We start from the raw sequence: 14,755 nt of genomic DNA, 5'->3' as shown, positions 1-14,755 counted from the left end.
GGGCCCGCGCGGGGGCGGGGCAGCATGCTCACGCGCGTGGGCTGACCTCCGCTGAGCGCGTGCAACCGGCGCCCCGGGCAACCCCGGGGCGCCGGGCCGCGTCTTGGCCCCCGGGACGTTCGTGGACTCATGGGTTGGGGAGTGCGGCAGTGACCACCGCTGAGCAGCAGGGCCGGCGCCCGCGGGCCACCCCGACGGCCGACGTGCCCGAGGCGTCCGCCGCGGGCGCCGTGGTCGCCGGGTCCGCCGGATCCGCCGTACGCTCCGCACCTACGCCCGTGCCCGAAGGTATACGGCTGCCCCGCGGCCCGCTCGGGGCCGTGCTCGACGGGGCCCGTCGCCACCCGGTGGTCGTCGCCACCGTCCTCGCCGGGCTGCTGCACGTCGTCTGGTTCTTCTGCTTCGCCAACAGCGGCGGCGACCTGGCCGCGCAGGACGCCTGGGCCGAGTTCGTCGGCCGCCATCCGGACTCGGCGTACAACCTCGCCTGGTACGGCGGCATGCACCCCGTCTCGTACAGCGTGGTCTCGCCGTACCTCATGCACATGCTCGGTGTCCGGACCACGATGATGATCGCCGGCACCGTCTCGGCCGGGCTGCTCGCGCTGATCCTGACGCGTTGCCGCGGGGCCGTGCGCGAGCCCCTGTGGCCCGCGCTCGCCGGGGTCTACGGGCTGCTCTGCAACGCCCTCTCGGGCCGCGTCACCTTCGGCCTCGGCGTGATGTTCGCGCTCGGCGCCGTCGCAGCCGTCTTCTGCTGGCCCCGCAAGTGGGCGGAGCGGCGCTGGGCCAAGGCCGCGGTGGCGGCTCCGCTGGCCGGCCTCGCGACCGCCGCCAGCCCCGTCGCCGGGCTCTTCCTCGGGGTGATCGCGGCCGCGCTGTTCCTGAGCGCGCGACGCCCGGGTGCGTACGCGCTGGGGCTGGCCCCGGTGGCCGTGGTGGGGCTGTCGGCGTGGCTGTTCCCGTTCTCCGGGACGCAGCCGATGAAGATCGGCTCGGCCGGGCTGCCGTTCGTGTTCGGGCTGCTGATCGTGTTCCTCGTACCGAGGCGGTGGAAGACCATGCGGATCGCCTCGGCCGTCTACGTCCTCGGGGTCTTCCTCACCTGGGTGATCGACTCCCAGGTCGGTTCGAACGTCACCCGCCTGGTGATGCTGTTCGGCGGGGTCGCGCTGCTCGCGGCCCTCCCGTACGAGCTTCCGCGCTCGCGGCGCTGGTATGCGGTGCTCCTGGCCTTCGTCGGGCTGAACGCCTGGATCACCACCAACAGCGTCACCGACATCGTCCGCACCACCCCGCTGGCCGCCTGGAGCCGGGAGCTGGCCCCGCTCGTCGACCAGCTGCAGAAGGCGGGCGCCGAGCGGGGCCGGGTCGAGGTGGTGCCGGCCAGCAGCCACCGCGAGTCCTCCGCCTTCCCCTCGTACGTGAACCTCGCGCGCGGCTGGAACCGGCAGGCCGACCTGGAGCGCAACCCGCTCTTCTACGACGACACCCTCAGCGCCGACAGCTACCGGGCCTGGCTGGAGCGCTGGGCCGTGCACTACGTGGTGCTGCCCGCCGACAAACCCGACTCGGGCGGGGAGGACGAGGCGAAGCTGGTGCGCGCGGGGCTCCCGTACCTCCAGCAGGTGTGGGGCGACGCGAACTGGCAGCTCTTCAAGGTCGACGAGCCCACCGACCTGGTGGCCGGGCCGGCGACCGTGGTGCGGGCGAGCGCCGACCAGCTGGTCGTGGACGTGAAGCGGCCCGGCCGGGTGCTCGTGCGGATCCCGCACTCGCCGTGGCTGGGGCTGGTGGACGCGGCGGGCAAGCCCGTACCGCCGCCGCAGGAGACCTTCGCCTCGAAGGCGCGAAGCGGGAGCGGGGAGGGCGGCGCGCTGCGGAAGCAGTACGCGAACACAGCGGGATGCCTCTTCAAGGCCGCTCCGGACGAGACCGGGGACGTGTGGACGGAGCTGCTGGCGCCCGCGCCGGGGGAGTACCGGGTGGCGGCGAAGTACCAGCTGCCGCGGGGGACGCCCTGCCCGGAGGACCTGGTGCACCAGACGCTGGGCCAGCCGAAGCGGCCGGCTCCGCCGCGTCCTTGATCGCGTGCCTGATCGCGGGCGTGTTCGCGTCCTTGATCGCGTGCCTGGTCGAGGCTCGTGGCCGGAATTCTTTACATATCGGTCCGGGTGCGTTGGTCCGCATATGTGCATACGATCCCAGTAGTCCGATTGGGTGCTTCCCGAAGGAGTTGACGACGGGATGAACAAAGAGCAGAAGCGGGATGTCCGGGCGGCCATCGCGAAGGCGCACGAGCAGGCGCAACCGCCGCGCGCCCCGGGACACGGCTTCAGTGGTCCGGTACGGAGCAAGGTCAAGGGCGGCCCCCACACGAAGGCCGCGCTCAAGCGGGCAGGCACTCCGCAGGGCGACCGTATCGGCGAACGCAGCAGTGGCCTGAGCTGACCGTGATGGCACGGCCCTTCCGGCCCGCCGGGAGGGCTTCGTGCGGTCCGTCGTCATCCGGCCTCAGCCGGTGCGATCCGGCCGGATCCCGCCGCTCACCCGCAGGGGCTCGCGCATTACCGTGACGTGACCATGAACGACACGCAGCGCGACGAGCGGCTGCGGCCGCGCCCGCGGCTGCCTGCCTGGACCTCCACCCTCACCTGGAAGGCCACGGTCTTCATCACCCTCATGTGCTGCGGGCTCGCGGCACTGCTGGGCTGCCTCGTGCACGGCGCCATGACCCGCCAGACCGTGGGTTCCGCCCGCGAGAAGGCGCTGACCCGGCTCGAACGGACCACCGAGGCCTACGAGACCGGCGCGCGCATGCCGCGCGGCGAGGGCATCGACCCCGCCGGCCTCCCCCCGGAGCTGCGTGCCCTGGCCGTCGGCGGCCGGCGCGGCACGGCCGTCGGCACGTACCGGGGCCGGCCCGTGATGTGGGCGGCGGGGCCCGCCGCCCAAGGCGGCGCGATAGCCGTCTCCGTGGACTTCCGCGCGAGCCGGCGGACCATCGCCGAACTGGACCGGGCCATCCTCGGCTCCTCGGCGCTCGCCATCGGCGGCACCCTCCTCATCGGCGCGTTCGTCGTCACCCGGATCACCCGGCGGCTGCACCTGACCGCGCAGGTGGCCCGCCGGATCAGCGCCGGCGACCTGGACGCGCGCGTCGCCGACCGCACGCGCAGCAAGGACGAGGTGGCGGCGGTCTCCCGGGCCCTGGACACCATGGCCTCGTCGCTGCAGGGCAAGCTCGAGGCGGAACGGCGGTTCACGGCCGATGTGGCCCACGAGCTCCGCACCCCGCTGACCGGACTGAACGCGGCCGCCGAGCTCCTGCCGCCGGGCCGCCCGGCCGAGCTCGTACGGGACCGGGTGCGGGCGATGCGCTCGCTGACCGAGGACCTCCTGGAGATCTCACGCCTGGAGACGCGCACCGAACGCCTGGAACCGGACTCGCACGACCTGGCCGACCTGGCGGCGCGCACGATCCGAGCCTCGGGCACCGACACGGCCCTGGAGGTGCGTGGCGTCCGCGGGCCCCTCAGGGTGGACACGGACCGGCGGCGCCTGGAGCGGATCCTGGGCAACCTCGTGGCCAACGCGCACCGTCACGGCGCCGCCCCGGTCACGCTCACGATCGACGGCCGGACCCTGACCGTGACGGACTCGGGCCCCGGATATCCGGAGTACCTGCTGACCACCGGCCCGCAGCGGTTCCGTACGGAGGGCACGAACAAGGGCCATGGGCTGGGCCTGACCATCGCCGCCGGTCAGGCCCGGGTCCTCGGCGCCACCCTCACCTTCCGCAACCGGGAGGCGGGCGGCGCCGAGGCCCGCGTCACGCTTCCAGGGCCCGCAGCACCGGGAGCAACTGCGCCTCCTCGCCGTCCAGATGAGCCTCCAGCTCCCGGCTCATCCGCTCCACCCGCTCACTGAATCCGGCGCCGGGCGCGTCCAGGGCGCGTACCAGCTCCGCCTGGACGCGGGCGATCGTGGCATGCTCGGCGCCGATCCGGCGGAAGAACTCCCGCATGTGCGGATGCTGTCGCTCCAGGTACGGGAAGAGGCCGGCGTCCTCGCTCCGGTGGTGGAACTCCAGCGAATGGCAGAACGCGAGGCAGTGCTGGCGCAGTTGCAGCCCGAGCGAGGCCGCCCCGGCGCCGCTCGGCTCCTCGTGCGCGAGGTCCCGTACGAGGGCCAGCTGCGCCCGCAGCCAGCCGTGCACGTCGAGCAGCTTCCCGGCGATCCCGCCCTCACGGGAGGGCACCTCGATCGTGCGCTGGAGCGCGACGACGGGGATCACCCGCCGGGTACGCGCCTGGTACTCGCCGTACCCGGGCTCCGCGCGGACGATCCGCGCGAACAGCTCGTCCCGCCGGGCCCCTTCGGCGGGGACGGCGACGGCCTGGTACTCCTCGGTCCCGGTCTCGACCTGGACGAGGGGCAGCGCGAGCAGGTTGTGGTACCAGGCGGGATGCCGGTCGGCCCCGGCGGCGGACCCGACGACGAGCAGCTCCCCGTCTCCCCGGGCGAACCCGAGCGGAACGGTGTGCGGATTCCCGGATCTGGCGCCGGTGGTGGTGAGCAGGATCAGCTCGGAACCTTCGAAGGGCCCGCCGACGTGGCCGGCGTTCGCCCTGAACTCTTGGATGACGGCGTGATTGAACGATGACACGGAGTGTGGATTTCCTCACGGTGTGTGTGCGTGCGACGGCAGCGAAACAACGGAGGGAAATCACCCGTAGCCGGTGGCGTACATGCCCATAGGCCCGGTCCTTCGACAACAGGTGCCTGCCCAACCACCGCCCGGCCCACATCTCAGTAGGCGACGTCACGCGACACGTGCGCTATGTAACCACAACGCGAAGAGGCCCCGCGATCGATATCGACCGCGGGGCCTCGTCCGTGCCCTCGGCAGGATTCGAACCTGCGACACCGGCTTTAGGAGAGCCGTGCTCTATCCCCTGAGCTACGAAGGCCTGGTAGCCGTCTGACCGCTGACAGCCTAGCGGATCAGGCTGGCCGGGGTCGCCTCGATTGGCGCGCGGTTCGGCCAGTTCCCTCTCATGCCCTGTGACCTGCGCGTATCGGCGATGTCGAGCATGCGGGGCTGATATCGGGACGGGGGATGCGCTGCCGGAGCTCCGCCCAGGCCTCCGCTTCGCGTTCCGGATGGCTTTGGCCCCGTCTGTGCCCGGGCGTGCGACGACGGCCGCGCCCTCTGTGGGCACGGTCGTCGCAGTGTCTGCGGGGTCTGTGGATCTCGATATGCGCCCTTGCCGAGGTGGAGCTGGTGGCTGGTGGCGTTCTGGGAGAGGGCGAAGCCCAGGACGAACAGCTTCTGGCGTTCGACGCCGTAGGCGATCACTCGGCGGTTCCACAGGCTGAGGTCGAACTGGCTGTGGACCGACTCGGAGTCGGCGCGGTACGGGTAGACGGGTTGGCCAGGGTGTCTTGCGGGATCTGCTGGAGGTGCTCGGCACGGTGGAAACCGCGCTCGCTGTCGCTCTTCAAGGGCCGGCCGCCGTCCACGCACCGCAGGGTGCGGTCCTCGGCGGTGGTGGTGATGCCGACGGGAACGCGGTAGTCGTGTGCCCCGTGCCGGCAGGGGATCCTCAGGCGGTGGCACCAGCGGCTCTTGGTGCTGCCGGCCCGGTGCTCGAGTTTGATGACGGGGACGGGTTCGAAGACGCGTGTGCCGTCGTCGAGGCGGATGTTTTCGGCGATGCGGCCGTCGTTGCACCCCAGCTCGTGGCCGCTCCGGCAGGTCTTGATCTTCTCGTAGAAGACCGGGGTGAGCGGAGGCCGAGGCGCGTGAGGGCATCGCGGTGGACGCCCCGGAAGGCCCCGTCGTAGACATGCTCATGCAGTGCGGAAGGGCGCTGCTGAGGGCCGTGAGCTGCCTTACCGCGACCGCCGCTTCGTCCTCGTACTCACCGCCGGCGACGTGCGAGAAGGAGAGGATCACGCGGCTCCAGCACCCGTCGTCACGGCCTGAGGCGAAGAACCGCTTCGTCCCGCGGACCTTCTTCTTCGCCTTCTCGCCATTCTCGTAATAGGTGTGGGCAGCGGGGTCGACGCGGTGGTTGCGGATCTCCCCGGTGACCGGATCCGCGGTCATCTCCGTGCGGGCTTTGGGAACGGTGGCGCCACCGACGATCAGTTGCCGGCGCTCGGGGCGGCTCCAGACCTTGGCGACGTACAGCGCGGTGTCCCAAGGCGAATCGGACATGGCTCTCTCCTGCCTCAAGGGTCTACGACCACCCTCGGAGCGTGACCTGGGGGCCGCCGTGCAGGAAGGCTAGTAGGGCACTGCCCGACGTGTGGACGAATTCGTCCGGCAGGGCATCGACATGGGCCCAGCGAACCTGGGAGTGCTTGTGGGGCTCGCGGTTCTCGGGCTTGCCGGTCCACTCGTGAGTGGCGAAGACGACCGCTAGGTAACCGTTGGGAGCCTCGACGCCCCAGGCGCCGTGGATGACGTGAACGACCTCGAGCGAGTCGGCTTTCACCGTGAGGCCGGTCTCCTCGCAGAGCTCGCGGACCGCGGTTTCGGTGATGGGCTCGCCGGGCTCGCTCTTGCCGCCAGGTAGGTCCCACAAGCCCGGGCCGAACTTGCCGGTCTCGCCGCGCTGGAGGAGCACGACGCGATGGGCGGCCCGGTCGTGGACGATGACCGCCGCGACCAGCAGGGTCATCGAGTCGAACGCCGGCTTGAGGTCCTGGGAGGGGCCGTTGGTCTGCTGAGCCACAGGGTTCCTTCGTCGGGCCGGCGACCAAGCGGGCCGCGGCGTGCTCTGAAGCCGTGCGAGGGTCGGCGACATTCGGTGGGTGGCAACTACGCATCATCTTAGGGTCGTGGAGGGAAAACTTATAAAACTGACGCCTCGTTTGCGGTAGCCTCCTTATAACTTCCTGCCCAATCATCGGAGGCTCCGTGTCCCAAGGCGTCCATGCCCAGCTGGCGGCGCTGGGAACGAAGTTGGAGTACCTGCACCCGGCTCTGTATGCCGGCGAGGCGGCGCGGCGAACGGCCACCCCCAACCATCCGGCGAACACTGCCGGGACGCGCGCCTATCAGGAGCATGTGCGCATGCTGAGGGAAGCGCACATCCGCCACGAGGGCTGGAAGCGGCTTCTTCACGACCATCTCGAACTCGTCTGCAACCCGGAGAAGACGCTCGCTATCGGCACGATGGTCGGCGACGCGGCCACCGGTAGCGCGAGCCTCCACCCCACCAACCTCCACAAGAGGGGCGCCGCCACGGAGCGCGCCGCCGAACACAATGTGCAGCTCGGGCTCTTCCCGCCGCCCGTCGATCCGAACGAAGTCCTCCTCGATGAAGACGAGGCCCTGAAGCTCAAGACCTGGTTCCTCGTCTCGTACCGGGTGAAGGCCGAGGACGGGGTGCGGATCCACAGCGAGCTGTCGCTGCCCGGTCAGGTCGATCGCGGGTTCGTCGTGAAGTGGGAGCAGCGGATACTGCTGCCGGTCATCGAGATGGACGAAATCGAACTGTCGGACGAAGATGGACCCGACGAGATCGACATTTCCGTCGAGTTTCGCTGAGCCCCATCATGTGGGGTGGCCGCGATACTGGCCGCCCCACCCGCACCATCCGGATCCCGAGGCAGTCTCACCATGGTGACCCCGTCCCGCATCACGCTGGCCCGAAAGCGCCGGGGCCTGACCCTCGCCGAGCTTTCCCAACTCGCGGGGGTCTCGCTTCAGAGCCTGTCCAACTATGAGACCGGCCGGACGGCACCCCGACGTACCACCGTGGAGCGGCTCGCAGGCGCGCTCGGCTTCCCGGGAGACTTCTTCACCGGTCCGGAGATCGACGAGCTGCCCGCCGAGGGCATCTCGTGGCGTGCTCGAAGCAAGACTCCGGCCCGCACTCTCGATGCCGCGCGCGCCGCCGGAACGCTGGCCGCGCTCCTCTATGACTGGATCGAGGAACGCTTCCGTCTGCCGGTTGCCGACATTCCCTCTCTCGGCAAGCCCGACCCCGAGACCGCGGCCGAGATGGTCCGCACGGCGTGGGGGTTGGGGAGCTCCCCAGCGCCCAACATGGTGCACCTCCTGGAGGCGCACGGCGTCCGAGTTTTCTCGCTCGCGCCCGACTATGCGGAAGTCGACGCCTTTGCTGTCTGGCGCGGGAGGACCCCGTTCGTCTTCCTGAACACGATGAAGTCCGCCGAGCGCAGCCGCTTCGACGCCGCCCACGAACTCGGACATCTCGTTATGCACGGCAGCGACCGAGAGTGTGCCGGTCCTGAGGCCGAGCGCCAGGCGAACGACTTCGCCAGCGCCTTCCTCATGCCTGCTTCGAGCGTGCTGGGCCACATGCCGGCTGGGGCCCACGTCGATCAGATCCTCAAGGGCAAGGCCATCTGGAACGTGTCCGCGATGGCCTTGACCTACCGCATGCACGACCTCGGACTCCTCACCGACTGGCAGTACCGTTCTGCCTGTACCGAGCTGAGCCAGCGGGGCTACCGCAAGGCGGAGCCCGAAGGCATGAAGAAGCGGGAGACGTCCCAGGTGCTCACCAAGGTCTTCCAGGGCCTGCGCTCCACGGGGATGAGACCGGTGGCGGTGGCCGCCGAGCTGGGCCTCACGCCGGACGAGATGAACAAGATGCTCTTCGGCCTGACCATGACGATGGTCGACGGCGGTGGCCAGCGGGCCGCATCGGAGCCTCGGCGTGCCCTGTCCCTGGTGCCCTGAATGGCCGATCCTCGTCCTTGGTTTCGCCCTTCCGCGGTCCGTTCCTGCAGGGGCTCCTGGGGACCGCAACGATGAGGTGGAAGGGATGCCCGCCGAAGGTTCGAGCGCACCGGACAGCACGGGGTGAGCGAGGTCGCCGGGCCTCGGGGTGACGGCCGGACGCCGCGGGAACACCTGAGGAATGGGGAAGTCGGCGGCCCGCGGCTCGAAGGCGGTCGTCGCGGAGCTGGACCTGGCGACCGGCACAGGGAAGCCGAAGGGCCTGGATGCAGGTGTGCGTGTTCCGTACCTCACAAGCGTTGCAGCGAGGCTGGCGCGCTGTTTGATCACCCAGGCGATGGCCTTGTCGTGCGGCATCACGCGTAGCAGTACGAAGATGTCGCCACTATCCGGAGCGAGGGCGACGCCGCGGATCCCCTGGGCGATGCGGATGGTGCGGATGTGCGGGTCCTTGGCCTGCTTCAGTGACTCCAGCCGAGCCTGCAAGGGTGTACGAGCGGTTACCTGGCAGCGTCGCCGTCGAGGTCCCAGGCGGATCCGGGCCAGCGCCGCGGCAATCTCGACGGTCATCTCGTCGTCGGGGCCGAACACCATGCACATGTCCTGATGGAGCGGTTCGAGGACCTGCCGGGCTTCAACGCCTTGGCCTTGGGCGAGCAGCAGCATCCCGATGTTGTGCCGCAGCTCCACCGCTTCCTCGTTCACGTCACTGTCGACGGCCCGCACGACGTTCAGCACGCCCTGGAGCGCGGCGAGCGCGTCGGGACCTGGGCAAGTTCGGCGCGGCACCGGGCCGCCTGGGCGCGGCAGGCGTGGGCCTGCTCGCCCGTGAGCCCAGCGATGCGGGCGTAGGCGTCGGGCTCACTTGATTGCCGACTAGGCAATCGGGCATGAGACGACCGGTGGCGAAGCAGCCAAGTATCTCGTTGGGTCTGCCGTAGGCGGCGGCTTCCAGGGAAGATTCCGTCACGTTATGGGAGCGGGCCCGCTTGGGGTTGGAGTTCAGGGGGTTCCGACAGGTGGCGCCAGTCGTGGGCCGAGGGCTGGTCCAAGGGGGAAAGTTGTGGGCCACGCTGCGTATAGAGCACTGGAAGCAACCGGCCGAGCACAGACGCGAGGATATGGCACGTGGAACTGAAGAGAGATGTCTCCCTCACCATCTGGCGGGAGCCTGTGCACCGGGAGGCTGTGTATGCGAGCGGTAATACACCTATGGGGTCTGTCATCCTGACCCGGCGGCCTGGAGACCGTGGGCGTGCCCCCGAACCGGCCGCACAAGCGTGGGAGGATTGGGGCGTAACCCTCCAGAGTGGGCAGAGGCTGGAAGTCCACGGGCTGGCAGCGCCGGGAATTTTGGTCCGCAAGCAGCTTCGGGCGGGTGTCGCCGGCAGTTTGGAAGGCCAGGCATGTCGAGTCACCGCCTCGTCCGCCTACCTCTGGGCGAAGCGTTCGGTCTGCCTCAGGGGGACTCCGTCGAGCTGGAATTTACGACGAAGGGCCTCGCTGTGAGCCTGATGGAAGATGGTGACGTGCGGGGCGTGAGAAGGAGCGGTAACTGGGAGTTCTCCGCGCCAACGGCATCCGCCATTCTGGCTGCATGTCTATTCGAGTGGGCTGAAATGGCCCACTTCCTCCGTACGCCCGGCCTTCGGCTGCTTTAGTTTCGATGGTTTGCGGGCCCTCGTCGGTCACGCAGCAGCTGACCGACATACTTAGGCCCCCGAAGCTCGACTCCGGGGGCCGAAGGGCTGTTGCGGAAGGCTCAGTTCTGGGAATTTTGCCTGTATGGGTGGGGTGTTGCGGGAGCGGGGCAGGAAAGGACTCTTAATGAGTTTCCGGAGGGTGGCAGAATTTCGCGCAATTCGCATTTTGGCGGCCAGGGTGGAGATTCTCCAAGAACGCCGGTCGGCGAGAATGTTCGGATCCTGTGCTATGTCGCCGACAGTGACACAATTATCCGATACCGGCGTGCTCCCGGCCCGGCCGAATTTGCCTCATGTCCGTTGTTCGGGGTGTGGTAATTGAGAGTGTCAGGTGGCGCCGGGCCCGAGAACGTCAAGCGAGTGGAAATTCCCCTGTTGGGGATGCCCCCTGGCGCACACCGAGCCAGATCGCGGTTGGACGTAGGTTACTGGAGCTGCACTATCTGGAGGGGGCTACCCGTGGACGATGACTCTGAGAGGGCGAGCGGCGCCGACTCGACTGCCGCCCAGTACAGCCGGAACGTTCATGACGAACGCCGTTCCGTACGCGCGGCACTGCGTACGGATCTCCCCGCCGCCCATCTGGGACTGGGGGTGACAGCCGTCGCCTTGATCGTGGTGGCCGGTTTCGCCGGCCTCCGATGGGCTTTGATCGTTACTGCTGGACTCGCGTCCTGGTTCATCCTTGCCCTGGCTGTAATCCACATCGGCGGTGGTCGTGGGTGGGACGCTGTCCGACGTGCTTACATCGCCACGTTCGGCTGGGGAAACTGGATCTGAACGTGCCGTGCATGCTGCCCGCGTAGCGTGCACGGCACATCCCCGCCTTCAGCCGTCACGCAAGCTGATCAGGACGTTCCGCCCGAGTCGGACGACCTCAGCGGGGTTCCGGGTTGGCCGTCGGGACGGTGGAGGTGCCGCCGGAGCTCCACTTGGTGCCCGCTCCGCGTCCTGAGTGGCTTGGCCTTGTCCGTGCTCGGGGACGCGAAGACGGCTAGGTCTCGCGGTTTCCTCGGACGCCCGAACGCCAACCGAGCCGTACTGTGGCTTCGTACCGGCGTCAGTCGACCCCTCTCAGGTAGACGCGGCTGCTCCGTTCGTCGATCTGTGCCACCGCGACCTTGAGCCAGTTCAGGTCGCCCTTGCAGGGAGCGCACACCTGGCCCTCCGTGACCTTGGGGAGCGAATCCGGTTCCGGGAGCCCCAGGCGTGCGAACGGCGTGGCCGGTGTCGCCTCCGCGGCGAAGGGCTGCTCGCGCAGTTTGAGGGGCTGCTCCGGCTTCAGCTGGGTGAGGAAGGGCTCCACGGCTTCCGCGGGCAGGACGAAGGACAGGATCAACCCGTCGTCCTGGAACCCCCTGCGGTGCGCCGCCGCGGTGTGAGTTGCTGTCGAGGGGACTTCCACATGCAGGGTCTGGGCAATGGACTCAGCGGTGGCCCCTTCGACCCAGTCGGACGTCCCCCGGTCCGTCGAGCGGCCGCCATCCCCGTCGCTACCTCCGGACGCCCCGGAGCATCCGGCGGCGAGCGCGCCGAGCACCACCGCCGCCACGGCGAGCGCCGGGGCGCGCCCCGGGCGTTGCGCGCCGATCATCGGGCCGCCTCGTTGCGGCCGATGTCCGTGCGGGTGCCGTCCCGCCCGGTGTCCTCGGGAGCGGGCCAGGATCCGCCCGCCGACAGATCGTGCCGCTGCACCGAGCTGCTTCCTCGCATGTCGAACTCCCTGGCTAGTCCTGTCGTGTGCATGCGGGCCATGTCGGCATCGGTGACGGTGGTCGGTCCGATCGGCGTGGCCTTGGTCTCGTCCCAGTTGTAGCGGTCCCACACATTGACCTGGTAGTCGATGCTGACCTGCGGTTTCCCGTCGGGGCCGGGGACGGCGGTGACCACCCCTGTCGTGTTCGTCATGCCGCTGCCCACGGCCAGGTACCAGTTGTTCGTACCGTCCGGGCCCTTTTCGTGTTCGTATCCGCTGCTGCCGGATTCCACGGGGATGGCGACAGGCTTGCCGCCTGACTTCTCGAAGGCCTCCAGTGCCTGGCGCCGCCATTCGTCCTGCTCCGTGGCCCGGATCCGCGCCACCTGGTCCCGCAGGGCCGGGTCGTCGGCCAGCATGCGATCGACGTCCAGGTCGAGCGTCCTGCCGGTGCCTTTGATGTAGTGATCCATGTGCCGGGCCGCATCGGTCTTGCCCATGAAGTCGCCGGAGTTGGAAATGCCGTGGGCCTGGATCTGCTTCCAGTAATCCGACATACCTGGCGATTCGACGTCGTACGGGCCGGCGCCGTCGTCCGCGGCGACCTGCTTGACCTGAGGACGGAGCAGTCCGGCCGCAAGGAGATCGTCGCGGTGCTGCGTCCACAACTGGGCCCGGGCCTCGGCCCCGAGCGACTGCCAGAGCCGCTGCAGTTCCTTCCGCTGCTTGGCGTTGGCCTCTTCGCCGAGCCCGGCCAGTTTCAGTGCTCGCGGGAGCATCTCCTGGTCGAGGGAGGTGTACGTCGCATGGCCGGCGTTGTGCGGATCCGCGCCGTGGCTGCCGCGCAAAGCGCGTACGGCAGCGGCATCGACCTCGGCCGCATGGCTCACCACTCCGCTCAGGGTGTCGGCGTACCAGCGCATGAGGTCCTGCTTGCGCTGGCCGGGACCGTCCACCTCGCAGACCACGGCATCCGAACCTTGTCGGAAACCCCGCTGGGGCCGCCCGACTCGGACGGACAAACGTCCTGGTCAGCTGGTCTGCGTACGCGGATGGTGCAGCGTCCTCCCGGACACTTTCCCGGGCACACGCCTGGTAGCCGACTGACCGCTCCGGATCAGGCTGGTCGAGGTCGCCTCGATTGGCGCGCGCCTCGGCCACGTCCATCTCGGGCCCTGTGACCTGCGCGTTTCGGCGATGTCGGGTGCGTGGGGCCTTTGTCGGGCGGTGGGGGCGTCGCCGAAGCGCTTCCGATGTCTGATTCGCGTCCGGGGTGGCTTGAGTCGTTCGGAACGGGATGCGCGTGGTGAGTGCTCCGCCGCGAGATGCGTCTCTTCACGCCGCACGCTGAACAAGTCCTTGGTCCGGCCTGGTTGTGGATGCCGGGGAGGCAGGCGGTCCGGAGCATGGCGACACCTTGACGGGTGGATCCCCGATGGGGTGGAGCACCCTTACCGCAGGTCCGCCTTGCTGAGCGGTTGTCGGCCGAGGCCGCTCCCAGTCATCACCGCCAGAAGCGCCGCGATGAGCGAGATGGCGGCCAGCGCCGCGAAGAGGTGCGGGTAGCCGCCGAGGGGGCCGGCGAGGGCGGCGCATGCCCAGGGGGCCAGGGCCGCGGTGATGTGGGCAGGGGCTCCGAGGAGAGCGGAGAGGCGGCCGTAGTGGGTGGTGCCCCAGCGGTCGGTGACGGCGGTGGCCTGGAGGAGGGTGAGGTTGCCGCGGACGACGCCGGCCAGGACCGCGAGCAGGACCAGGAGGGGGATGGGGCCCGGGACGACGGCGAGCGCTGCGGTGGTCGCGCCGCCGAGGGTGATGAGGGTAACGGTGCGGGTCGTGACGGAGGTGCGGGTGGACAGGCTCGCGTAGAGGGTGCGGCCCAGGGTCTGGCCTGCCCCGCCCAGCCCGAGCGCCCAGGCGGCTTGGGTGGGTGTGGCGCCGCGGTCGGTGAGGAGGGGGATGAGCCCCATGACGACCGCGTACATCGCGAAGCCGGAGAGGGTGAACGCCGCAGCCAGCAGGAGGAACGGGCGGCTGCGCGGAATGGGGGTGCGGTCGACGGCGGGTGGCTGCGGTGGGGCGGCCGGCCAGGGGGCGCGCAGGACCAGGGCGTGTGCGGGGATGGTGATGACGGCGAGGATCGTCGCGAGGACCGCGTACGTCGCCCGCCAGCTCAGGTGCTCGGCGAGGAGGGCGGTCAGGGGTGCGAAGACAGTGGAGGCCAGACCGCCGGCGAGGGTGACGATGGTCAGGGCGCGGACGCGGTCGGGGCCCCACCAGCGGGTCAGGGCGGCGAAGGCGGGCGGGTAGAGGGTGGCGGCCATGGCGACGCCCGCGAGCAGCCAACCGGCCGTGAACAGGGCCAGGTTGGGGGCGGCGGCGATGAGGAGGAGGGCGAGTGCGCCGAGTGTGGAGCCGACGGTCATGACGGCGCGCGGACCTTGCCGGTCGAGGATTCGGCCGATGGGGATCCCGGCGACGGCCGACACCAGGAGCGCGAGGGAGAACGCGGCCGTTGCCGCGTTGGTGGACCAGCCGGTGTCGGCGGTCAGGCGTGGGAGAAGGACGGGGAAGGCGTAGTAGACGATTCCCCAGCTGGTGATCTGTGTGGCGCAGAGGGCGGGCAGTACGGCG

Annotated in this window: 11 protein-coding genes and 1 tRNA gene; 6 read left to right on the top strand and 6 right to left on the bottom strand. The window is 69.7% G+C overall.

Annotation, left to right across the window (positions count from 1 at the left end; translation table 11 throughout):
• Nucleotides 1–149: 149 nt before the first annotated feature.
• The 3 genes from ACWGIU_RS11185 (at nt 150) to ACWGIU_RS11175 (ending at nt 3,930) form a co-directional block, all read left to right on the top strand.
• Nucleotides 150–2,087 carry an MFS transporter gene (locus ACWGIU_RS11185; RefSeq protein WP_453704553.1) on the top strand — a complete coding sequence of 646 codons (1,938 nt, stop codon included), beginning with the start codon at nt 150–152 and terminating at the stop codon, nt 2,085–2,087.
• 160 nt (nt 2,088–2,247) lie between these two features.
• Nucleotides 2,248–2,451 (top strand): hypothetical protein, encoded by a 204-nt coding sequence (locus ACWGIU_RS11180; RefSeq protein ID WP_453704551.1) that lies wholly within the window; start codon nt 2,248–2,250, stop codon nt 2,449–2,451.
• Nucleotides 2,452–2,583: 132 nt separating this feature from the next.
• Nucleotides 2,584–3,930 (top strand): ATP-binding protein, encoded by a 1,347-nt coding sequence (locus tag ACWGIU_RS11175; RefSeq protein WP_453704549.1) that lies wholly within the window; start codon nt 2,584–2,586, stop codon nt 3,928–3,930.
• On the opposite strand, the gene ACWGIU_RS11170 is transcribed toward ACWGIU_RS11175, so the two are convergent.
• The 3 genes from ACWGIU_RS11170 to ACWGIU_RS11160 form a co-directional block, all read right to left on the bottom strand.
• Nucleotides 3,833–4,669: a nitroreductase/quinone reductase family protein gene (locus ACWGIU_RS11170; RefSeq protein ID WP_453704547.1), complete on the bottom strand. Its 837-nt coding sequence runs from the start codon at nt 4,667–4,669 to the stop codon at nt 3,833–3,835. The two genes, ACWGIU_RS11175 and ACWGIU_RS11170, sit on opposite strands and share 98 nt — an antisense overlap.
• A 231-nt stretch (nt 4,670–4,900) precedes the next feature.
• Nucleotides 4,901–4,973: transfer RNA gene (locus ACWGIU_RS11165), tRNA-Arg, on the bottom strand.
• Nucleotides 4,974–6,248: 1,275 nt separating this feature from the next.
• On the bottom strand, nt 6,249–6,746 hold the full coding sequence (locus ACWGIU_RS11160) for an NUDIX domain-containing protein (RefSeq protein ID WP_453704545.1): 498 nt from the start codon (nt 6,744–6,746) through the stop codon (nt 6,249–6,251).
• Between the two features lie 185 nt (nt 6,747–6,931).
• On the opposite strand from ACWGIU_RS11160, the gene ACWGIU_RS11155 reads away from it, so the two are divergent.
• From ACWGIU_RS11155 to ACWGIU_RS11145, 3 genes are all read left to right on the top strand, one after another.
• Nucleotides 6,932–7,564: a hypothetical protein gene (locus tag ACWGIU_RS11155; protein WP_453704543.1), complete on the top strand. Its 633-nt coding sequence runs from the start codon at nt 6,932–6,934 to the stop codon at nt 7,562–7,564.
• A 72-nt stretch (nt 7,565–7,636) separates the two neighbouring features.
• Nucleotides 7,637–8,725, top strand: coding sequence for a helix-turn-helix domain-containing protein (locus tag ACWGIU_RS11150; protein ID WP_453704541.1), 1,089 nt, complete (start codon nt 7,637–7,639; stop codon nt 8,723–8,725).
• 606 nt (nt 8,726–9,331) lie between these two features.
• Nucleotides 9,332–9,577, top strand: a complete 246-nt coding sequence (locus ACWGIU_RS11145) for a hypothetical protein (protein WP_453704539.1) — start codon at nt 9,332–9,334, stop codon at nt 9,575–9,577.
• A gap of 1,911 nt (nt 9,578–11,488) precedes the next feature.
• Here the strand turns inward: ACWGIU_RS11145 and ACWGIU_RS11140 are convergent.
• From ACWGIU_RS11140 to ACWGIU_RS11130, 3 genes are all read right to left on the bottom strand, one after another.
• Nucleotides 11,489–12,022 carry a hypothetical protein gene (locus ACWGIU_RS11140; RefSeq protein WP_453704537.1) on the bottom strand — a complete coding sequence of 178 codons (534 nt, stop codon included), beginning with the start codon at nt 12,020–12,022 and terminating at the stop codon, nt 11,489–11,491.
• Nucleotides 12,019–13,092, bottom strand: a complete 1,074-nt coding sequence (locus ACWGIU_RS11135) for a hypothetical protein (RefSeq protein WP_453704535.1) — start codon at nt 13,090–13,092, stop codon at nt 12,019–12,021. Before ACWGIU_RS11135 ends, ACWGIU_RS11140 begins: the two co-directional genes overlap by 4 nt.
• 483 nt (nt 13,093–13,575) lie before the next feature.
• Nucleotides 13,576–14,755: MFS transporter (locus tag ACWGIU_RS11130; RefSeq protein WP_453704533.1), on the bottom strand; the 1,180-nt coding region annotated here is incomplete at its 5' end.

This window comes from Streptomyces sp. NPDC054840 (assembly GCF_053611065.1).
This window is presented reverse-complemented; position numbering and strand designations above follow the sequence as displayed.